The organism is Brevibacterium sp. CT2-23B, from assembly GCF_013168765.1.
GTDB classification, from domain to species: domain Bacteria; phylum Actinomycetota; class Actinomycetes; order Actinomycetales; family Brevibacteriaceae; genus Brevibacterium; species Brevibacterium sediminis.
Map to the genome: position 1 here is coordinate 217,270 of NZ_JABBYK010000001.1, position 20,754 is coordinate 238,023.

The following is a 20,754-nucleotide window of genomic DNA, read 5'->3' on the forward strand; positions in this document are numbered from 1 at the left end:
CTTTTCCCCTCCCGGCTGGGTCGTCGGGCGGCGGTGCGCGGCTGTTCTGGAAGGCGACTCATCGCCGGCACCCCGAGCTGGGCATGCAGTAGATTGCTCCCATGGGGCTGCTCGGGGAGTTCGGCGAACTGCTCCTGCCTCGCCGGTGCGCCGGCTGTGGGCGGGAGAACGTGTCCCTGTGCACCCGCTGCCTGCAGCTGCTCGGTGGGATCCCACGGGCGATGGAACCGCGCTACGGCACGATTCCGATCGTCGGGGTCTGCGAATACAACTCGCGGATCTCGAAGATGGTCGTCGGCTTCAAGGACGACGGACGCCGGGACATCCTCGACCCCTTGGCCCTGGCTCTGACCCGTTCGATCGTCGCCGCCCTCGATCTCATCGGCTACTCGGGTGGGGCGATCCGCCTCTTTCCGGCGCCCAGTTCGGATCGGGCCAAACGTCGTCGAGGCGGATCGCATACGGCCGCCCTGGCGAATCGGGCGAAGGAGCTGTCGCCGGAGCTGCCCCTGGAAGTCCACGATGTGCTCGCGGCGAAACGATCGCGTGACCAGGTCGGACTCGGGGCGATCGAGCGGGCTCAGAATGCTCAGCGGACCCAATATCTCGACCGGAGGAGAATCGCTGAGATCGCGGAAGTCCGTCCCGTGTCGGGCACCGAATCCGCGCCGACGGACCTGCTCATCGATGACTTCTCCACCACCGGCGCAACCTTGGCAGAAAGCGCACGTCTGCTAGCATCGGTGCAGATCAGGCCCGCTGTAGGAGCTGTTCTCGGTCTCGGTCGCGGGGGCACTCGATTTGTCTCTCCCTTTACTGTATAACGGTGTTTACCCATCCAAGGGCATGGGATCGGATGAATCCGACGAGCGAGTCGCTAAGGACACATCATGGACATTGTTGTCAACGGCCGTCAACTGACCATCTCCGACAGCTTTCGAGCCCACATCGAGGACAAGATCGCCAAGGTCGAGCAGCTTGCCCCTCGCGCTCAGCGTGTCGAAGTGCATGTCACTCACGAGAAGAACTCCCGCCAGCCCGAGACGAGTGAGCGGGTCGAGCTCACGGTTGTGGCGAAGGGACCGGCAATTCGGGCAGAGGCCATGGCAAGCGACAAATATGCGGCACTCGATCTGGCATGGGCGAAGCTCGTCGAACGACTGAGGCGAGCGAGAGACCGGCACAAGGTGCCCCGGTCGGGACATCACCGCAAGGAATCCACCGCCGAGGTGCTGGCGAAGATGCCGGTGGCCGAACCGATGGTTCCCGATGCGAACGCCGACGACGCGAAGTCTGCAGCGGACCACAGCGTCGACCAGACGAACGGCCGCATCAAGGCCGAAGGCGATTCGCCGGTGGTTCTGCGAGAGAAGACCTTCACCGCCTCACCCATCGGCATCGAAGAGGCGTTGAACAGAATGGAACTCGTCGGACACGACTTCTACCTGTTCATCGACGAAGAGTCGAGCAAGCCGTCCGTCGTCTATCGCCGTAAGGGCTGGAGCTACGGAGTCATCGCCCTCGACCACGACCTCGAAGAAGCCATCGACTGACCAATTACTACCTGACGGCGGCCCAGCAACCTCGCGCGAGGTTGCTGGGCCGCCGTCAGGTAGTAACTGGGGTATAGCGTTGGGGTATGCAGAGGATGACACGTGCCGCGGCCCGCAGGACGGCGATCGCGGCAACGGGACTGGACCGACCGCGACCGGTGAAGGTCACCGCCCGACACCTCAAGAAGGTCTTCGCCACCCTGGGACTGACCCAGATCGACTCAGTCGCCCGAGTCGTCCGATCCCACTATCTGCCCTTCTACTCTCGCCTGGGTCCCTACCCGCGGGAGACCCTCGACCGCCTCTTCTACTCTTCTCCGCGCATGGGCGTCGAGTACTGGGCACACGCCGCGGCCTTCGTGCCGCCGCAGACATGGAAGCACTTCGCCCGCGCCCACAGCGAATGGTGGCGCAACGACTTCGGACAGCGCCACCCGGAGACCGGGGAGGAGTTCCGAAACCTCCAGACTCGCGTCCTCACCGCCCTGTCCACCCGGCCGATGACGGCACGTGAAGTCGCCGAGGTGGTCGACCACGATCTGCCGGAGATCCACCGCGGACATTGGGGCTGGAATCCCAGCCAGGTGAAAGTCGCTCTCGAAGCGCTGTTCGCCGGTGGAGTCATCAGCGCCTCGGGACGCAACGACCACTTCGAACGCATCTATGCCCTGGCCCGTGACGTCTCACCCCAGCTGCCGCAGCTGCCATTGAATTACGGGCCGCCGGAGGATCCTCGGCTGGGGCTGGACCCGAATGCGGAGCTTCCACGCGGAATATCCGGGGTCGAAAACAATGTCTACGAACTCACCCGTATCGCGGCACGTGCCCTGGGGATCTCCCGGTCCGAGGACATCGCCGACTACTTTCGGCAGCGGCGGGCACCGACCGACGCCGCCATCACCGAACTCGTCGCCTCAGGAGAGCTGCGCGAAGTCGACGTCGAAGGTGTCCCCGCCTTGAAATGGCATGAGGCTCGGACCCCGCGCACCGTGAATGCCCGAGCGTTGCTGGCGCCGTTCGACCCCTTGGTCTTCTACCGACCGCGCATCGAATGGCTCTTCGACTTCCACTACCGCATCGAGATCTACACCCCGGCGGCCAAGCGTGTGCACGGCTACTACGTCACTCCGTTCCTCCTCGGTGATCGCCTCGTCGGGCGAGTCGACCTGCACAGGGATCGGGCGGCGGGCATCCTGCGTGCTCACCAGGTGACATGGGAGCCGGGGGAGGAGCACATCACCGAGCTGACGGACGAGCTCATGACGATGGCTGCGTGGCTGGGCCTGACCGCCGTGGACCTCGAAGGTACTCACCTGCCATTAAGCTAGGGGCTATACAGTCGTTCGAGTCGTTGTCCGGCAGACATGCCGATTAGGAGAAAAGTGGCTAATTTCCTCGAGAAGCTTCTGCGCACAGGTGAAGGCAGAACTCTGAAGAAGCTCCGCCGATACACGGATGCCATCAATCAGCTGTCCGATGAGTTCAGCGAGATGACGGACACCGAACTGCGGGAGGAAACCGGCCGGTTCAAGGAGCGCTACAAGGACGGCGAGAGCCTCGACTCCCTGCTTCCTGAAGCCTTCGCCACCGTTCGTGAGGCATCGAGCCGGACCCTGGGTCTGCGGCACTTCGACGTCCAGCTCATGGGCGGCGCCGCTCTGCACCTGGGCAACATCGCCGAGATGAAGACCGGTGAGGGCAAGACTCTCGTCGCCACGGCCCCGGCCTACCTCAACGCGCTCACCGGCGATCCGGTCCACATCATCACGGTCAACGACTACCTGGCTACCTACCAGTCCGAACTGATGGGCCGCGTATTCCGCTTTCTCGGCATGGAGACCGGCTGCATCCAGGCGAATATGCCCTCGGACCTGCGCCGCAAGCAGTACGCCGCAGACATCACATACGGCACGAACAACGAGTTCGGCTTCGACTACCTGCGCGACAACATGGCCTGGTCCGCGGACGAGCTCGTCCAGCGCGGTCATGCCTTCGCCATCGTCGACGAGGTCGACTCGATCCTCATCGACGAGGCGCGCACCCCGCTCATCATCTCGGGTCCTGCCGAAGGCGATGCGAACCGCTGGTACGGCGAATTCGCCAAGGTCGTCAAGCGTCTGAAGACCGATCGCGACTACGAAGTCGATGAGAAGAAGCGCACCGTCGGCGTCCTCGAACCCGGAATCGAACGCGTCGAGGACTACCTGGGCATCGGCAACCTGTACGATGCGGAGAATACCCCGCTCATCAGCTTCCTCAACAACGCCATCCGCGCCAAGGAGCTGTTCAAGAAGGACAAGGACTACGTCGTCCTCGACGGCGAAGTCCTCATCGTCGACGAGCACACGGGGCGTGTGCTCAAGGGCCGCCGCTACAACGAGGGCCTGCACCAGGCCATCGAGGCGAAGGAAGGGGTGAAGGTTCAGGCAGAGAACCAGACCCTGGCGACGATCACTCTGCAGAACTTCTTCCGCCTCTACGAAAAGCTCTCGGGAATGACCGGTACGGCCGAGACCGAAGCCGCGGAATTCATGTCGACCTACAAGCTCGGTGTCGTCCCGATTCCGACGAACAAGCCGATGCAACGTGTCGACCAGTCCGACTTCGTCTATAAGAACGAGGTCGCGAAGTTCGACGCCGTCGTCGACGATATCGTCGAACGCCACGAGACCGGACAGCCCGTCCTCGTCGGCACGACGAGCGTCGAGAAGAGCGAATACCTGTCGAAGCACCTGGCCAAACGCGGCGTCAAGCATGAAGTCCTCAACGCGAAGAACCACGCCCGTGAGGCGTCGATCGTGGCGATGGCCGGACGCAAGAACGCCGTCACTGTGGCCACGAACATGGCCGGACGCGGTACCGACATCATGCTCGGAGGAAACGCCGAGTTCCTCGCGGTCGCGGAAATGGAACGTCGAGGCCTCGACCCCGCCGAGAACGAGGACCAGTACGAGTCCGAATGGCCGGAGGTGCTCAAGGCCGCCGAAGACAAGGTCAAGGAAGAGGCCGAAGAGGTCGTCGAGCTCGGAGGACTCTATGTGCTCGGCACCGAACGCCACGAATCCCGTCGCATCGACAATCAGCTGCGCGGACGCTCCGGCCGCCAGGGAGACCCCGGCGAATCCCGGTTCTACCTGTCTTTGACCGATGATCTCATGCGGCTCTTCGGTTCGGGGGCTGCCGAACGGATCATGGCCACAGCGAACGTGCCCGATGATGTGCCGCTGGAATCGAAGATGGTCTCCCGCGCCATCCTCTCGGCCCAGTCGCAGATCGAGCAGCGCAATGCCGAGCAGCGCAAGAACGTGCTCAAATACGATGATGTGCTCAACCGTCAGCGCACTGTGATCTACGATGAGCGCCGCCGTGTGCTCGACGGCGCCGACCTCGAAGATCAGGTCGCGAACTTCCGTGAAGAGGTCATCGACGCCTATGTCGCCCAGGCGACGACGGGACCGGTCGAGGAATGGCAGGTCGACGAGCTCTTCGAGGCTCTCGGAAAGATCTACTCACCGTCGATCACCCCCGACGACCTCGCCGAGGAACTCGGTGGCCTCGGCAACCTGACGAAGAACCGCCTCAATCAGGAGATCCAGTCCGACATCGCACTGTTCTACTCCCAGCGCGAAGAGGAACTCGGAGAGGATGCCACCCGCGAACTCGAACGCCGCGTGGTGCTCTCTGTCATCGACAAGCGCTGGCGTGAGCACCTCTACGAGATGGACTACCTCAAGAACGGCATCGGACTGCGGGCGATGGCCCAGCGCGATCCGCTGGTGGAATACCAGCGTGAGGGCTTCGAGATGTTCACTACCATGCAGGACGGGATCAAGGAGGACGTCGTTCGCCTGACCAATACTCTGCAGGTTCAGGTGACCTCATCGGCCGGTTCCGATGGTGACGAACCCGAGGTCGAGGTCGACGCTGAGGAACTGCGTCACAAGACTCCCAAGATGCAGCTGTCGGCGCCGTCCGAGGGTGGTTCCGCCTCGGTTTCCGAATCCGAAGACGAAGACGAGCCGGCTCCGGTCAATCGCGCCGAACGTCGCGCGAAGAAGAAGGCCAAGAGCTGACTCCGAGCCGACAGCGGCTCACATCGTCTGCAGCGCAGTCAGCGTCCACCGGGTAGTGAGCAGTTCCAAGCGGACTGCCACCGCCCGGACGCGATTTGCGGCGGCGACGATGACTGTGACCTCGGCGATCTCAGGGCTGATCTGGCAGACGTGCGCGGTTCCCGGCCTCACCGTCCGTGTTCCGGGCACGGTCGCCCTGTGGGGTGCCACCTCGGCGCGCAGCTGACAGCGGTGGTCGATCTTCGCCAGCAGCTCCGGTTGGACCCATCGGGCGATCGTCTCGCTGCGTCTGACGCCGGAGAGGACTTCGAGGCAGGCTATCGCCAACGAGGTGGCCGTGGCCGCGATCCGCGCCCGGTCGTCCGCGATTTCCAGGCCCCGGACCTGCCCGCTGACCCGGCGATTCTGCGATTCCGTGGACGACGCTGCGACCTCTCGCCGAGGCGGTGCCGACGCCTGCGGCCGAGTGAGGGTGAGTGGGGCGGTCATTTCTGAATCTCCAATCTCTGACCTGCGATGATGAGGCTCGGATCGGGTCCGATGGTGTCCTCATTGGCGGCATAGACGTGCGCGACGAGCTGGGGGATCTCTTCTGGGGTCTCGGCCAGATCGGCAGCTATCGACCACAGGCTCTCCCCTTGAGCCACAACATGTGTGGCGGTTCCAGGATCCGCGGGCTCGGCGGCAGAGTCACTGTCGCCTGGCTCATTCGGCTCCCTGCTGTGGTCGGATTCGCCTGACTGGTCGGATTCGCCGGGCCCCTCCATCGGCCCGTCCGACGGCCGGTCGGCCGGTGGTGCTGAAGGCGCTCTGTCTGCGGGCGGTTCTGTGGGCCAGCCGGGATCGGGCGGGCGGACTCGGGCGGGTGGCTCGGATTCCTTTCGCGGCTTGGAACCGTCTGGCGGCTGCTCATCCTGAGACCGTCCCGCATCGTCGGATGGGTCCGCAGACCTCTGATCATCGTCGATCGTCGGCCAGCCGGGGTCGGCAGGGGCGGACGGAGTATGCGCAGACGGCGCAGCGACGGAAGGAGCCTGTGCGGACGATGCGGGGTCAGGGCCGGGACCAGCGAGCGGTGCTGCTTGAGCGGAGTGGACCACGAGGCCGGCAGAGACGATGGCAAGAACACTCGACGCGAGTATCCGGGGCATTGCCGTGACGACCAATCCGGCAAGCGCCGACCGGAAACGGCCGGTGGGAAGGACCTGCAGCAGCAGGGCCAGCAGAGAGATGAGTCCGATCCGTGCGAACAAGAGCGATCCGGTGCCGATGATGACGATGACGACGACGTCGCTGGTCGTCCACGGCTGAGGAAGCCGCTCCCACGCAGCGGCGAACGAACCGAGCAGGACCAGCCACGAACTCGCACATGCGATCAAGAGATACATCTAGACATCCTCCATTGGATATTGAACATAATGATGCCGTTAGATGTTATTTGGTGTCAATGGGTCAGCTCTAACTACATGACTGTAGTTCGGTGCGTCTTCATTTCAAGTCTTGAAAGTGGACTACAGCTGGGGCAGGCTTGGCGATTATGGACGATCGGATCGATGCACTCCTGGCGGATATCGAAGCCGCCGACGCGGCGGCGCAGGCGCACGTCAGGAGAGGCGAATTCGGTGACGAGGTGGCCGGTCAGGCGGCCGAGAGGACTTTGCTCGAACGGATGCGCGGGGCGCTGGGATCGACGGTGCAGGTGACGATGCCGGATCGGGATATCACGGGGACGGCGTGCTTCCTCGGTCGGAACATCATCGTCCTCGCCGGAGTCGAAGTCTCCGTCATTGCAATCAGGGCTGTCCGCGGATTCAGGCTGACCACGAGAGTGCATCGATTCGACGCTGGCGGGCTGGAGAGATTGGGCCTGGGATCGGCGCTGCGCCGCTGGTCAGCCGCCTATGAAGAGGTGTCGATCGATGTCGCGGACCGTGCGGGCAGCATTCGGGGGCGATGCGCCCTCGTTGCTTCCGACTATGTCGAAATCGCTGGCAGGATCATTCCCTTCGCGGCGATCAACGCCGTCCACGCCCGGACGAATCCCTTCGGATGACTCGTCCATGATGGAGATCAGAGCCGAAGCGAGTGGGTCAGTCCTCGATAGAACCGGTCTTGATCTGGTACTCGGTGCGCTCGTACATGCGCTGGATATACGCTTCGATCTCGGACTTCTCGACACGCCACTGGCCGCGCCCTCCGACTTTGATGGCGCGGAGATCGCCAGAGCGGACCAGGGCCCGAGCTTGTGCGATCGAGACATTGAGCAGCTCGGCCACATCGGTCAGCGGCAGGAAGCGACTTTCGACGGCCATGAGGTGTCTTCTCCCATTCCAAATGTCCATCTGCCACCAGATGTCCATCTGCTTGTTAGTCCATTCGGCCAAAAACCTTGCTTTGGCATCATTTGATGCCCAATATTATCACTGAGAAGCAGTTTCTGTCAGCGAAACTTCTGCGAATCTGGAGATGCAATGGAGCTCTCGAAAAGAATCCGACGACCCCGCTGGACCGATGCGCGCCTCCTCGTCGGTGCGATGCTCGTCGTCCTCGCGGTCGTCGGAACCTACCTGCTCGTCACCTCGGCGAACTCGACCACCCGGGTCTGGGCGAGCGCACGCGCACTCGTCCCCGGTGAGATCCTCGAACCGGCCGACCTCACAGTGGCCGAGGTCAATCTCGCCAGTCTCGGCAAGAAGTATCTCTCTGCCGATTCCGAGCTGCCGACGAACACGAGCGTGCGCAGCGTCGTGGCGGCAGGCGAACTGCTGGCTGCCTCGGCGGTGGCGCCAGTGTCAGAACTCGAGGGGCGAGTCGTAGCCATCGACATCGCCGGCTCAGTCCCGAGCGTCGTCGACTCGGGCAGCCTCGTCGACGTCTGGGCCCAGCCGGAGCAGAACGGGCTCGACGATGACGGCACACCGCCGGAGCAGATCGTCGATTCGGCCCCGGTCGCTCATATCAATCGAGATGTAGGCAGCTTCGGGGCAGGTGACGGCGCCCGCATCGAAGTGTTCGTCGGCTCGGTGGACCTGCCCGGCGTGCTTGCCGCACTCGACGGACGCAGTGTGCTCTCCGTGGTCGGTGCCCCGTTCGTTCCTGCCGATGAAAGCGAGCAGTGATGACGCAGGTCCTGCTGGCGGTCGACTTCGAATACGACCTCATCCTCTTCGAGCTGCTCAGCGAGATCGACGACGTCACGATCGTCGCCCGCCCCGCCGACGAGGTGGAGCTGCTGGCACACTGCCGCACCGGCGGAGCCGATGTCGTCATCATCGGCTGCTACTTTCCCGGCCTCGACGCGGAGGTGGTTGCCGCGATCACAGCCTCCGGTGCGAAGGTGCTCGGATTCGGCGACGACGCGCACGCCCTCGAAGCAGTCGGCATCAGCGCCGTCGTCGCAACGGACGCCGACGCGACGACGATGGCCGCGGCGATCGACGACCTCCGTGCCTCCACTGTGGTCCCGCCGCGTCCGATATCGCCGCCGGGGCCGGTCGGAGGAGCGGGAATGGTCATCACGGTCTGGGGGACCGGTTCGTCGCCCGGACGCACTCTCACTGCCGTCAACCTCGCTGATCAGGCCTCTCGTCAGGGCAAGCGCAGCGTCGTCGTCGACGCTGACACGGTCTCCGGCATGGTCGCGTCCACCCTCGGGCTGACAGAGGAATCTTCGCATCTGGCCAGCCTCTGCCGGTCGCAGTCGGACCCGGTCGGGCGCTTCGGTGCGCATGCGGTGCCGCATGCATCGATCCGTGAGAGCTTCCATGCGGTGACCGGGCTGACTCGGCCCGAGAGGTGGCCGGAGATCCGTGCCTCCGTCCTCGAGTCTGTGCTCAAACGCCTGGCCAAGGTCTACGATGTCGTCATCGTCGACGTCAGCGACCGCATCGATCCCGATGACGACCTCGCCGACCCCTTCTACGATCGACACTGCGCCACCCGTGCCGCGCTCGAGGCCGCCGATATCGTGCTCGTCCTCGCAGCAGGGGAACCGATCGGCCTGCAGCGACTGGTCAAACTCCTGGGCACACCACGGGCCGAGGCGGTGCGCGAGAAGATGCGGCTGGTGATCACGAAGGTGCGCTCGAGTGCGGTCGGCCATCCCGCTGAGACGCGGATCAGTGAAGTCCTCGATCGATTCGCCCGGATCACTCCGGACTTCATTCTCAGAGATGACCGGCCCACGGCCGATGCGGCGATGCTCGCCGGCCACACTCTGCAGGAGCAGAATCCCCGGTCCGTCCTCGTCGGGGACATCGCGGCGATGATCGACGAGCTTCTGCCGGGCCGCCGCCGTTCTCGCAGATCCGTCGGCGGCCGTGACCGTCGCGGCGCCGGCCGCCGCGGACGCCCGCAGAAAGTCAGGGTGAGCCAGGGGAGCGGACCACAGGACTAGGATGAGGGGCATGGCCATTCGCTGCTACATTCCCACCACCCTGACCGCGCTGCGTTCGACGCTGACCGACGTCCGCGCCGTCGCCCCCGACGCTCAGGGGCGCCGTCTGCGCGGTGAGGAGTTCGAATCCGCTGAATTCGACGCCATGTGCATCGCCGCGGCACTGGCCGCGAACGCAGTGTTCGCTCCTGCTGAAGCCGAGATCGGCACCGAGGCGGCTCCCGAGCGGCGTGTCATCGTGGCCTATGACGCCCCAGAGTCCAGCCCGGCCGCGCCGCTGACCGAAGGCTTCGAGCTCATCACCCTTGCCGATGTCGACATGGTCCGGGTTGCGAGCTTCCACCTCGACGAGGACGCCGTCTGGGATGAGGCGGTGCAGCTGGCCGAGGACACGGACTCCAGTGCAGCCGAGGACCACCTCGGCGCTTCCGATCTGCTGTGGTACGACTCTTCCGAACTGGAACAGCTGCTCGGCGACCAGGCCTGAACCGACGCCGGCCCCGGGATCAGGCGGATTCGAAGCGGCGCAGCCGGTCGCTCAGGCGCTTCTCCAGGATCGGGACCACAGCCTGTTCGATCATTGCGCCGAACATCGGGATCGACGAGCTGATCTCGGCATGAGCGGCCAGCTTCGTCACTGACTCGGCCTCGCGCAGTTCGAGGACCGCATCGATCTCGACGGGGACGCCTGCGGCGCGTGCGGACATGCGGATCTCGGCATCATCACCGAGGACATCCCCGGGAATCATGTACACCTCGACCAGCACGGTGTTGTCGGGAAGCCGAGAGGCCAGAGCCGATGGAAGCTCGGCCTTGGGCATCGGGGTCCGCACGGTCATCTCCGTGTCGGGGTCGATGTATTCGGCACTGGCCTCGGAACCGAGCTTCTCCCACACGCCGGGGTCGGCGAGTTTGGCCAAGAATGTCGACAGATCAACCGAATATTCATGATTGAGAGTCAGAGATCGCATAGCTCCAGTTTGCCAGCGAATGAACGGTACTTCACCGTAGGCCGCTCGGCGTGCCTTTCTCGATATTTGGGCATAGTGTGGGGAATGACGATTCGGCGTCGAATCGCGTGACGAATGCTCGTTGATCATAGAGGTGAAACAGTGACTCAGGTCTCAATTTCGAACGTTGCAGAAGAGTGGAGAAAGCAGAGGGGGCAATCGGCTCCCGACAACTTCCTCGATGCGTACTATCCGCGGTTCGAAACAGGGGCGACCGATCCCGAGGCCTACGCGGCCGCGGCGGCCCGTCACTTCGCGCTCGGCACCGAATACGACGGTGAGCGTCCGGCGATCGCGATCTACAATCCGAGCGTCGACTCGCCGGAATTCAGCGACAACCACACGGTCATCGCCATCGTGCTCGCCGATATGCCCCATCTCGTGTCCTCGATCGTCAGCGACCTCGCTGCCAACGGCAGGGCGATCCGCCGCGTGCACCACCCGATCATCACAGTCACCGGCAACGGCCCGGACGAGAAGATCCTCTCCCCGGCAGAGGCCCCCACGCTCAGTGCGGACACGGCGAGCATTCCGACGGTCTCCGAAGATCCTGCCGACAGCGAAGACGGCGCCCCACAGCAGCAGTCCTGGATCCGCCTCGAGATCGACCGCATCTCCGAAAGCGACTTCGATGCACTCGAAGAACGGCTGCGCGGGGTCCTCGACTACGTGGCCGCGGCAGCGCGCGATGCCCAGGCGATGGCCGCGAAGGCCAAAGACATCGCCGCCGAGCTGAGCGCACACGCGCCGCGCCCGGAGTTGGCCTCAGAAGCCGAATCCGCCGCCGCCCTGCTCACCTGGCTCGACGGACACTTCACCTTCCTCGGCTACCGCGAATACGACTACACCCACGACGCCGAACACAGCAGCCTCGAACCGATCGAGGACACCTCGATGGGCATCTCCGCACTGCGCCCCCTCGTGAAGTCACCGCTCAGCCGGGCGGTCGCCGACAAAGCGCTCGAACCGCATGTGCTGGTGCTGACGAAGGCGAACTCCCGCTCCCGCGTCATCCGATCCTCATTCATGGACTACATCGGCGTGAAGACCTTCGATGCCGACGGTGAGATCGTCGGCGAGCGGCGCTTCGTCGGAGTGTTCAAACCCGAGTTCTACAACGACAGCGTCCTCAACATCCCGGTCATCGACAGGAAGGTCGCGAAGATCCTCTCGGCCAGCGGATTCCCCACCGGATCCCACTCGGCCAATGAACTTCTCGGCGTCCTTGAGAACTATCCCCGCGAGGACCTGCTCCACGAGGGCACCGAGGAGATCTATGACGTCGTCATGGAGATCGTCGACATGCAGGAGCGTCGTGAGTCCCGCGTGTTCGTCCGCACCGACCCCTACCAGCGCTTCGTCTCCGTCATCCTCTACCTCCCGCGCGACCTCTACAACACCGACGCTCGAGTGCGCGTGCAGGAAGTGCTGCGCAAGTTCTACAACGCCGACAGCGTCGACTTCGATGTGCTGCTGAGTGAATCCGCGCTGGCCCGCATCCACTTCGTGGCCCGCGTCGCCCGTGACTGCGAACTGCCGCAGATCGGCGCCGACGAAGTCGAGGCACGCATCGTCGGGGCCGTTCGCTCCTGGTCCGAAGACGTCCACGCGTTCCTCGTCCCCGCCGAGACCGGCGATTCCGGCGCCTCGCATGCCCGGGCCGACCTGTGGTCGAAGGCGTTCCCTCCCAGCTACGGCGAGCACCACACCCCCGCCGAGGCGGTCGCCGATGTCGGTCGGTTCGAAGCCCTCGACGCCGGTCACGGTCCGGCGGTGCGCCTCTACCGTCCCGAACAGAACACCGATGCCTCCGTGCGCCTCGTCCTCTATCGTCGTGACCGGGTCAGCCTGTCCGAGGTCCTGCCCTTCCTCACGGCCTTCGGCGCCGACGTCGTCGACGAACGACCCCACGAACTCGACCTCGCCGACGGTTCCCATCGTTACATCTACGACTTCGGACTCAGCTTCTCCGAAGAGCTGGCCGATGACGACTACGACCGCATCGCCGAGGCCTTCATGGCCGGCTGGGACGGCAAGAAGGAAGCTGGGGTCTTCGACCGCCTCGTCGTCGCCGGACTCTCCTGGCAGCATGTGACGATCATCCGCGCACTGGGCAAGTACCTGCGCCAGGCGGGATTCACCTATTCCGACGCCTATGTCGGTGAGGTCTACAGCGACAACCCGCAGATCTCGAAGCTGCTCGTCGACTACTTCTCCGCCAAGTTCGATCCCGACGTCGACGACGCCGGACGCGAAGCGACGATGACCGAGATCGACGACGCGATCGAAGCCGCCCTCAGCGAAGTGGCCAGCCTCGACGCCGACCGTGTGCTGCGCTCCTCGCTGGAACTGCTGCGGGCGACCCTGCGCACGAACTACTACATCGACGAATCCGGTGCTCTGCCCACCGCCCTGGTGCTCAAGATCCGGCCCGACGAGCTCAGCTTCGTGCCGAAGCCGAAGCCGGCTCTGGAGATGTGGGTGTATTCCCCGCAGGTCGAGGGCGTGCACCTGCGTTTCGGCACCGTCGCCCGCGGAGGGCTGCGGTGGTCGGATCGTCGCGATGACTTCCGCACCGAGGTCCTCGGTCTCGTCAAGGCCCAGATGGTCAAGAACGCGCTCATCGTGCCCACCGGGGCGAAGGGCGGCTTCTTCCCCAAGCAGCTGCCGCCGATGAGCGATCGGGACGCGTGGATGGCCGCCGGTCAGGCCGCCTACGAGGTGTTCATCGAAAGCATGCTCGAGGTTGCGGACAACCTCACCTACGGCAGCGACGACTCCAGCGTCGTCGTCCACCCCGACCGTGTCGTCCGCCACGATGGAGACGACTACTATCTCGTCGTCGCCGCCGACAAGGGCACGGCACGGTTCTCCGATGTGGCCAACGCGATCGCCGAACGCCGCGGATTCTGGCTCGGCGACGCCTTCGCATCCGGCGGATCGGTCGGCTACGACCACAAGGCGATGGCCATCACCTCCCGGGGCGCGTGGAAATCCGTCGAACGCCACTTCCGCGAACTCGGACTCAACACCGCCGCCGAGGACTTCACCGTCGTGGGCATCGGCGATATGAGCGGTGACGTCTTCGGCAACGGCATGCTGCGCAGCGAGCACATCCGCCTCGTCGCGGCATTCGACCACCGGGACATCTTCCTCGATCCGAACCCCGACGCCGCCCGCAGCTTCGTCGAACGCCAACGCCTCTTCGACCTGCCGCGTTCGAGCTGGCAGGACTACGACAGGGACCTCATCTCCTCAGGAGGCGGAGTCTTCTCCCGGTCGGCGAAGTCGATCGACCTCAGCCCCGAAGCCGCCTCGGTGCTCGGAGTCGAACCCGGAAAGCGCAGCCCCGCCGACCTCATGTCGGAGATCCTCAAGGCACCGGTCGACCTCGTCTACAACGGCGGTATCGGCACCTATATCAAGGCCTCGAGCGAGAGCCACGCCGACGTCGGCGATAAGTCCAACGATGCCATCCGCATCGACGGCGCCGATGTGCGGGCGCGGGTGATCGGCGAGGGCGGCAATCTCGGTGTGACACAGCTGGGACGTGTCGAGGCCGCCCTGGGCGGCGTCGAGGTCAACACCGACGCCGTCGACAACTCGGCCGGCGTCGACAGCTCCGACCACGAGGTCAACATCAAGCTGCTCCTGCGTACGCTCTTACACAAGGGAGCCTTCGCCGCGGAAGAACGGGAGGCGGTCCTGCACTCGTTCACCGATCAGGTCGCCGATCGGGTGCTGGCGAACAACTACTCGCAGAACGTCGTCCTCGGCGAGGCTCGGGCCCAGACCGAATCGATGTCGGGCACCTACGGCCGGCTGCTGGGCTACCTGGAGAAGAATGCCGATCTCGACCGGGCGGTCGAATTCCTGCCCAACGCCGATGAGCTCGCCAAACGCGAGTTCAGCTACTACGTGTCGCCTGAACTGGCCGTGCTGCTGGCCTATGTGAAGATGCACGCCGCCGATGAGGTCCTTGCCAGCACCGTGCCGGATGAGACGTGGATGCGGCGCGAACTCGTGTCCTACTTCCCGGATGCTCTCCAGGAGAAATACGGCGAACTCATCCCCGAACACCCGTTGCACCGGGAGATCGCGACGGCGAAGCTCGTCAACCGGCTCGTCGACCGCGGCGGACTGACCTACATCTACCGGATGTTGGAAGAGACACCGGCGTCGGTGCCGCAGATCGCACGCGTGTTCGTCGTGGTCTCGGAGATCTTCGGACTCGATGACTTCTTCGACGCAGTGTGCGCACTCGACAACCAGGTGCCGACCGAGGTGCAGGTGAAACTCCAGCACGACTATGTGCGTGTCCTCGATCGTTCCTCGCGCTGGCTCGTGCAGCAGGCGCCGGACAGCCTCGACGTCGATTCCGGCATCGAGATGTACGGCAAGGTCGTCGAAGCACTGCGCTCCCGGGTCCCGGACCTCGTCGACGGCTACGATGCCGAGACCATGCAGGCGAAGGCGCAGAGCTACATCGACGAAGGCGTGCCGAGCGAACTCGCGTGGCGCTCCGCCGCCCTGCTCGACGAGTTCGTGCTGCTCGACATCACCCAGCTGGCAGCTCGGGCGAACGAATCCGCCGAGGATGTCGCAGAGGTCTACTACGCCGTGAACGAACGCTTCTCCGGTTCGCAGATCCTCACCCTCATCGGAGAGCTCGATCGCAGCGACCGGTGGTCTGCGCTGGCCCGCGGATCCATGCGTGACGACTACTACGCCGCGATCCTGTCGGTGACCGGCACGGTTCTGGCCGCCACGGATTCGCCGATCTCCGGAACCCCGGACGAACGGGCGAAGCAGCGCCTGGCCGAATGGCTCGAACGCAACGAGACTGTCGTGGGGCGGGTGCTGGAGACGACGGAGACGATCCTCGGTCTCGATTCCGTCACCCAGGCGCCGCTGTCTGTGCTGCTGCGCTCACTGCGGTCGATGGTCCGCTCCTCGGCCTGGGAGAGCGAACACAACGGCTGAGGCCGATTGCGGTCGCGGTCGACACCATGGTCGGCCGCGATCGGCAGTGCGTCCGCGACCGGCCGGACACTCCTGATCGGTTCGACAGCGGTGACCGGCAGGGCGACCACGATCGGCAGGTCAGTTGGGATCGTGCGGACACAGTCGCCTCGGTGGGTCCGAACACCGACCGATTAAGTGGTAGCGTCTGAACATCGACATCTCAGCAGATCCGCGCAACGCGGGTCTGCTGATCTCACCTTGGAGGAACGTATGGTGCTCAACGAACTGCTGGCGGCCGAGGGCATCACGGATGAGTCAGACGTCGAACACATCCATCTGCTCGTCGGCGACTGGCAGCTGTTGGCCGACCTCTCCTTCGCCGATCTCGTGCTGTGGGTGCCGTCGCCCAACGGTGCCTACACGGTCCTGGCTCATGCCCGATCGACGACCGGGGCGACATTGTTCAACCGGGATCTGATCGGAGCGCGTGCGACCGGTCTGGAGAAAGAGCTGCTTGACCGGGCCAGCAGCACCCGCAGCTCTGTCTCCCACGTTGCCGCGGCCCGAGAGATGGGAATCAGCGCCGGATCCTCTGACGTCGACATCCTCGCCGAGGCGGTGCCGATCATCCGCAGCGGCGAGGCCATCGCGCTCGTCGTCCGGTATTCGGAGGAGGTCCGACGCAGAGGTTCGTCTCGCCTGGAGAAGTACTACCGGGAAACGGCGATGGCTCTGATGCGGATGATCGTGCAGGGAACGTTCCCCGATCGCGATGCCCCGTCCGGGGCCCGGCACGGCGAACCGCGAGTCGGCGACGGCATCTTCATCCTCGACCGCGATTCGCATGTGCAGTATGCCTCCCCGAACGCCGTATCGCTCATGCACCGGCTCGGCTACGGAGGAGAGATCGAAGGCAGCTATCTCTCCGAGGTGGTCTCGAACCTCAGTGCAGAGCTGCGTCAGGTCGATGAGACCCTCCCACTGGTGCTCACCGGGCGTGCCCCGTGGCGGACCGAACTCGAAGTCGGGCGAACGAGTGTGTCCCTGCGCGCGATTCCGCTGACGGACGAGGGTGAGCGGGTCGGTGCGATCGTCCTCGCCCGTGACGTCTCAGAGATCCGTCGCCGCAAACGCGAGCTGCTCTCCCGCGACGCGATGATCAAGGAGATGCACCACAGGGTGAAGAACAATCTGCAGACCGTGTCCGCCCTGCTGCGGCTGCAGACCCGCCGCATCGACAGCCCCGAGGCCAAGGGTGCGCTGACGGAGGCGATGCGCCGGGTCTCGATCATCGCCGTGGTCCACGATGTGCTCAGCCAAGGCGTCGAATCCGAAGTGGACTTCGACGAAGTCGTCGATAAGGGACTGCGTCTGACTCCCGAGCTGACCAGCCCCCTGGTGCATATCGAACTCAAACGGTGCGGAAGCTTCGGAACCATCTCCTCCGCCGATGCCACCTCTCTGGCCCTGGCCATCACGGAGCTGATCACGAACGCGATCGAACACGGATTCCCCACCGAGAACCTCGAGAGCCTGGAACCGGGGGAGACGCTCAACGGCCATGTGTGGGTGACCCCGGAGCGCAACGGCGACCACCTGAGCGTGACGATCGCCGATGACGGCATTGGGTTGGGGGAGACGCAGAATCCGGGCAATGGTCTGGGCACGCAGATCGTGCGCACGCTGGTCTCGGCCGACCTGGCAGGTTCGATCCAATGGCAGGCGCGCGAAGGCGGCGGAACAGTTGCCGTCCTCGACGTTCCGCTGCGCCCGGACTCCTACGACTGAGCGAGGCCCGTCGGACCGACCCGCAGAGCTGCCACGCTCCGGTGTCGGTCGACATTCGGCCGGACGCTCGTGCGCGCACACGACTGAGTCCCTTGTTCCGACGACGATCTTTCGCCGTCGGGACAAGGGACTCAGTCTTCGGTGCAGGTGTGGCTGGTGATTCAGTTATCGCTTCGGCAGTCCGGGGGAACCGCCTTCTCAATGGCCGGCGACTCAGCCGGCGCGGCGGGCGCGAGCGGCACGACGCTTGAGAGCGCGGCGCTCGTCCTCGCTCAGACCGCCCCAGACTCCGGCATCCTGACCGGATTCGAGGGCCCACTGCAGGCAGGTCTCTGCGACTTCACAACGGCGACAGACAGTCTTTGCTTCCTCAATCTGGAGCAGCGCGGGTCCGGTGTTGCCGATCGGAAAGAAGAGCTCCGGATCCTCATTGAGGCATGCTGCACGGTGTCGCCAATCCATGGTGACCTTTCGACGAATTCAGTGAACGCGGTTGACTACGCCCGAATTCCGGGCGTGCAACTCTCACAGTCAAGGTTCACATAACGCAATTGGGCGCACAAGGGTCCGGCAGTGTGAAATTTCTGACAAGAATTTTCCCCATTGTCCTGCTATGAGGGCGATCGCGCAAATCGGTCCGCGATTCGTCTTTCCGGGCCTGTCTGAGCGTCTCCGCCTAGACTGTCAGGCACATGCAGACAGCAGGTGAATGCACACAGACATCACGTGAACCAATGGAGGACTCATGACCAACGATCTCGCCAGCCCACGCATCGTCTCCGTCGGCGGACACACACCGCAGATCGATCCGGAGGCGTTCGTCGCAGCCGGTGCCACTCTCGTCGGCGACGTGCACGTGCGGAAGGGCGCCAGCGTCTTCTACGGCTGTGTTCTGCGCGCCGAAGCCGCCCCGATCACGATCGGTGAGGACTCGAACGTGCAGGACAACACCGTCATGCACACCGACGCCGGCAAGCCCGTCGTCATCGGCGCGCGCGTCTCCATCGGCCACCAAGCACTCGTTCACGGTGCCGTCGTCGATGACGATGTGCTCATCGGAATGCACTCCACAGTGCTCAACGACGCCCATATCGGCAGCGAATCCCTCGTTGCAGCGGGCGCCGTCGTCCTCGAAGGCACGCAGATCCCCGCACGGTCGCTCGTCGCAGGTGTGCCGGCGAAGGTGCGCCGGGAGATGACCGATGAAGGAGTGGAGAAGGTCCGGCAGAACGCCCAGTCCTATGTGCGTCTGTCGACCCTGCACAAGGACACCGCCGTGGTGGTCGACCCGAACTGATCGGACCGTAACCGGACCGATTCCGGACCGGCCCAGGCCCGATCTCCACCAGATCCCAAAGGAACCATTCGGTCGATCCCCAGGGGGCCGTTCGCCAGCATCGTGGCGATTTGAGACAATCAGTATGTGAACACTGAATTTGATTCCACTGCAGATCGCGTCGTCATCATCGGCGGCGGCCCCGGCGGCTACGAAGCCGCGCTCGTCGCGGCTCAGCTCGGTGCCGATGTCATGCTCATCGAGCAGAATCGGTGCGGTGGTTCCGCCGTGCTCACCGACGTCGTGCCGTCGAAGTCGCTCATCGCCACCGCGGAGATGATGGACGAGATCGAGCGCTCCGACGGGCTCGGAATCCGGATCGAGAACTCCGAGGACACCGAGGCCGTTGCGCGCCGAGTCACCGCCGACCTCGAAGCGGTCAACAAGCGCATCCTCTCCCTCGCCGACGCTCAGGCCAACGACATCTACGAGGGCCTCATTCGGGCCGGTGTCAAAGCCATCCAGGGCAAGGCGACTCTGGCCGGTCGCGACCAGGTCCATGTCGTCGAATCCGGCGGCACCGAGTACACCCTCGAGGCCTCGACGATCCTGCTCTCGGTCGGCGCCCACCCGCGTGAGCTGCCCACTGCGCAGCCTGACGGTGAGCGCATCCTCACCTGGACTCAGCTGTACGACCTCGACGAACTGCCCGAGCACCTCATCGTCGTCGGCTCCGGTGTCACCGGTGCCGAGTTCGCTTCGGCTTATCGGGCACTGGGCACCGAGGTGACCCTCGTGTCCTCGCGTGAGAAGGTCCTGCCCGGCCAGGACGAGGACGCAGCCGATGTGCTCGAATTCGTCTTCCGCAACAAGGGCATGAATGTCCTCTCCCGCTCCCGCGCCGCCTCGGTGACTCGCACCGACGACGGAGTCGAAGTCGTGCTCGCCGATGGTCGCCGTGTCGAAGGATCCCACTGCCTCATGGCCGTCGGTTCGATTCCGAACACCGAAGGTCTCGGCCTGGAGAAGGCCGGTGTCCGGGTCAGCGAATCCGGACACATCGTCGTCGACGGCGTTTCGCGGACCTCGCGGGCCGGAATCTACGCGGCCGGTGACTGCACCGGTGTGCTGCCGCTGGCCTCGGTGGCAGCGATGCAGGGGCGGATCGCCATGAACCACGCGCTCGGCGACGCCGTGCAGCCTCTCAAATTGCGCAATGTAGCATCGAACGTGTTCACCGCACCCGAGATCGCCACCGTCGGCTTCACTCAGCAGAACTACCGCGAGAACCCGACGGACATCGACACCGTGATGCTGCCGCTGGACACGAACCCGCGCGCCAAGATGCTCGGCATCGAGGACGGCTTCGTCAAGATCTTCGCTCGGCGCGGATCCGGCTCCATCCTCGGCGGAGTCGTCGTCGGTCCCCGAGCCAGTGAGCTCATTCTGCCGATCACCATGGCAGTGGAGAACCGGCTGACCGTCGATCAGCTCTCCGCCTCCTTCGTCGTCTACCCCTCGGTGAGCGGTTCGCTGACCGAAGCGGCACGGAAGCTCCACCGTCACCTCTGAATCGTCGATCCGACGATCGCAGGAAAGTTTTTCTCCGCAGCTGTCGATCCGGTCGCTCCTCGACCGTCATCATGGTGTCAGGCCGCCCGGCATGACATGAGGAACGACGAAGGAGAACGAC

17 protein-coding genes are annotated in these 20,754 nt (G+C 64.4%); 12 read left to right on the forward strand and 5 right to left on the reverse strand.

Annotated elements, in window-relative coordinates; all coding sequences use genetic code 11:
* The first annotated feature begins 101 nt into the window (after window positions 1-101).
* The 4 genes from HIM68_RS00940 (at window position 102) to secA (ending at window position 5,626) form a co-directional block, all read left to right on the forward strand.
* On the forward strand, window positions 102-824 hold the full coding sequence (locus tag HIM68_RS00940) for a ComF family protein (RefSeq protein ID WP_172168871.1): 723 nt from the start codon (window positions 102-104) through the stop codon (window positions 822-824).
* Window positions 825-890: 66 nt separating this feature from the next.
* Complete coding sequence (gene raiA, locus HIM68_RS00945) at window positions 891-1,553, forward strand: ribosome-associated translation inhibitor RaiA (protein WP_139470306.1); 663 nt, start codon at window positions 891-893, stop codon at window positions 1,551-1,553.
* 86 nt (window positions 1,554-1,639) lie between these two features.
* The gene (locus HIM68_RS00950) at window positions 1,640-2,881 is read left to right on the forward strand and encodes a winged helix-turn-helix domain-containing protein (RefSeq protein ID WP_139466771.1); all 1,242 of its coding nucleotides are present in this window, start codon (window positions 1,640-1,642) and stop codon (window positions 2,879-2,881) included.
* Between the two features lie 54 nt (window positions 2,882-2,935).
* On the forward strand, window positions 2,936-5,626 hold the full coding sequence (gene secA, locus HIM68_RS00955) for a preprotein translocase subunit SecA (protein ID WP_139907480.1): 2,691 nt from the start codon (window positions 2,936-2,938) through the stop codon (window positions 5,624-5,626).
* An 18-nt stretch (window positions 5,627-5,644) separates the two neighbouring features.
* On the opposite strand, the gene HIM68_RS00960 is transcribed toward secA, so the two are convergent.
* Entirely contained in the window at window positions 5,645-6,115 is a 471-nt protein-coding gene (locus HIM68_RS00960) for an Rv3235 family protein (RefSeq protein WP_172168873.1), read from the reverse strand.
* On the reverse strand, window positions 6,112-7,014 hold the full coding sequence (locus tag HIM68_RS00965) for a LysM domain-containing protein (protein ID WP_172168876.1): 903 nt from the start codon (window positions 7,012-7,014) through the stop codon (window positions 6,112-6,114). The genes HIM68_RS00960 and HIM68_RS00965 overlap by 4 nt, the downstream gene beginning before the upstream one ends.
* A 149-nt stretch (window positions 7,015-7,163) precedes the next feature.
* On the opposite strand from HIM68_RS00965, the gene HIM68_RS00970 reads away from it, so the two are divergent.
* The gene (locus HIM68_RS00970) at window positions 7,164-7,679 is read left to right on the forward strand and encodes a hypothetical protein (protein WP_139907483.1); all 516 of its coding nucleotides are present in this window, start codon (window positions 7,164-7,166) and stop codon (window positions 7,677-7,679) included.
* A 37-nt stretch (window positions 7,680-7,716) separates the two neighbouring features.
* Here the strand turns inward: HIM68_RS00970 and HIM68_RS00975 are convergent, their stop codons facing one another.
* A complete protein-coding gene (locus HIM68_RS00975; RefSeq protein ID WP_025780784.1) occupies window positions 7,717-7,938 on the reverse strand; it encodes a helix-turn-helix domain-containing protein in 222 nt (73 codons plus the stop codon).
* 159 nt (window positions 7,939-8,097) lie between these two features.
* Between HIM68_RS00975 and HIM68_RS00980 the strand changes: the two genes are divergently transcribed.
* Genes HIM68_RS00980 through HIM68_RS00990 form a run of 3 tightly spaced genes read left to right on the forward strand, consistent with a single transcriptional unit; the run spans window position 8,098 to window position 10,509 of the window.
* On the forward strand, window positions 8,098-8,745 hold the full coding sequence (locus HIM68_RS00980) for a flagella basal body P-ring formation protein FlgA (protein ID WP_172168879.1): 648 nt from the start codon (window positions 8,098-8,100) through the stop codon (window positions 8,743-8,745).
* Window positions 8,745-10,022 (forward strand): DNA-binding response regulator, encoded by a 1,278-nt coding sequence (locus tag HIM68_RS00985; RefSeq protein WP_172170209.1) that lies wholly within the window; start codon window positions 8,745-8,747, stop codon window positions 10,020-10,022. Before HIM68_RS00980 ends, HIM68_RS00985 begins: the two co-directional genes overlap by 1 nt.
* Window positions 10,023-10,032: 10 nt before the next feature.
* A complete protein-coding gene (locus HIM68_RS00990) occupies window positions 10,033-10,509 on the forward strand; it encodes a hypothetical protein (protein WP_172168882.1) in 477 nt (158 codons plus the stop codon).
* Between the two features lie 19 nt (window positions 10,510-10,528).
* On the opposite strand, the gene HIM68_RS00995 is transcribed toward HIM68_RS00990, so the two are convergent.
* Window positions 10,529-10,993 carry a DUF2505 domain-containing protein gene (locus HIM68_RS00995; protein WP_139466790.1) on the reverse strand — a complete coding sequence of 155 codons (465 nt, stop codon included), beginning with the start codon at window positions 10,991-10,993 and terminating at the stop codon, window positions 10,529-10,531.
* Between the two features lie 141 nt (window positions 10,994-11,134).
* Here HIM68_RS00995 and HIM68_RS01000 point away from each other — a divergent pair, with 141 nt between their 5' ends.
* Window positions 11,135-16,015, forward strand: coding sequence for an NAD-glutamate dehydrogenase (locus HIM68_RS01000; RefSeq protein ID WP_367647408.1), 4,881 nt, complete (start codon window positions 11,135-11,137; stop codon window positions 16,013-16,015).
* Window positions 16,016-16,267: 252 nt separating this feature from the next.
* A complete protein-coding gene (locus HIM68_RS01005) occupies window positions 16,268-17,785 on the forward strand; it encodes a sensor histidine kinase (RefSeq protein ID WP_216656708.1) in 1,518 nt (505 codons plus the stop codon).
* A 213-nt stretch (window positions 17,786-17,998) separates the two neighbouring features.
* Here the strand turns inward: HIM68_RS01005 and HIM68_RS01010 are convergent, their stop codons facing one another.
* Window positions 17,999-18,247, reverse strand: coding sequence for a WhiB family transcriptional regulator (locus tag HIM68_RS01010; protein WP_009374875.1), 249 nt, complete (start codon window positions 18,245-18,247; stop codon window positions 17,999-18,001).
* Window positions 18,248-18,530: 283 nt separating this feature from the next.
* On the opposite strand from HIM68_RS01010, the gene HIM68_RS01015 reads away from it, so the two are divergent.
* Both HIM68_RS01015 and HIM68_RS01020 read left to right on the forward strand, forming a co-directional pair.
* Window positions 18,531-19,082 carry a gamma carbonic anhydrase family protein gene (locus tag HIM68_RS01015; RefSeq protein WP_172168886.1) on the forward strand — a complete coding sequence of 184 codons (552 nt, stop codon included), beginning with the start codon at window positions 18,531-18,533 and terminating at the stop codon, window positions 19,080-19,082.
* Window positions 19,083-19,208: 126 nt separating this feature from the next.
* Entirely contained in the window at window positions 19,209-20,633 is a 1,425-nt protein-coding gene (locus HIM68_RS01020) for an NAD(P)H-quinone dehydrogenase (protein ID WP_139466795.1), read from the forward strand.
* The last annotated feature ends 121 nt before the right edge of the window (window positions 20,634-20,754 follow it).

Bases quoted from the DNA above. Each gene is read 5' to 3' on its own strand.
- raiA (WP_139470306.1), top strand. From the start codon at position 891: ATGGACATTGTTGTCAACGGCCGTCAACTGACCATCTCCGACAGCTTT.
- HIM68_RS00950 (WP_139466771.1), top strand. From the start codon at position 1,640: ATGCAGAGGATGACACGTGCCGCGGCCCGCAGGACGGCGATCGCGGCA.
- HIM68_RS00985 (WP_172170209.1), top strand. From the start codon at position 8,745: ATGACGCAGGTCCTGCTGGCGGTCGACTTCGAATACGACCTCATCCTC.
- HIM68_RS00965 (WP_172168876.1), bottom strand. From the start codon at position 7,014: ATGTATCTCTTGATCGCATGTGCGAGTTCGTGGCTGGTCCTGCTCGGT.
- HIM68_RS00980 (WP_172168879.1), top strand. From the start codon at position 8,098: ATGGAGCTCTCGAAAAGAATCCGACGACCCCGCTGGACCGATGCGCGC.
- HIM68_RS00940 (WP_172168871.1), top strand. From the start codon at position 102: ATGGGGCTGCTCGGGGAGTTCGGCGAACTGCTCCTGCCTCGCCGGTGC.
- HIM68_RS01015 (WP_172168886.1), top strand. From the start codon at position 18,531: ATGACCAACGATCTCGCCAGCCCACGCATCGTCTCCGTCGGCGGACAC.
- HIM68_RS00960 (WP_172168873.1), bottom strand. From the start codon at position 6,115: ATGACCGCCCCACTCACCCTCACTCGGCCGCAGGCGTCGGCACCGCCT.
- HIM68_RS01010 (WP_009374875.1), bottom strand. From the start codon at position 18,247: ATGGATTGGCGACACCGTGCAGCATGCCTCAATGAGGATCCGGAGCTC.
- HIM68_RS00990 (WP_172168882.1), top strand. From the start codon at position 10,033: ATGGCCATTCGCTGCTACATTCCCACCACCCTGACCGCGCTGCGTTCG.
- HIM68_RS00995 (WP_139466790.1), bottom strand. From the start codon at position 10,993: ATGCGATCTCTGACTCTCAATCATGAATATTCGGTTGATCTGTCGACA.
- HIM68_RS00975 (WP_025780784.1), bottom strand. From the start codon at position 7,938: ATGGCCGTCGAAAGTCGCTTCCTGCCGCTGACCGATGTGGCCGAGCTG.
- HIM68_RS01005 (WP_216656708.1), top strand. From the start codon at position 16,268: ATGGTGCTCAACGAACTGCTGGCGGCCGAGGGCATCACGGATGAGTCA.
- HIM68_RS00970 (WP_139907483.1), top strand. From the start codon at position 7,164: ATGGACGATCGGATCGATGCACTCCTGGCGGATATCGAAGCCGCCGAC.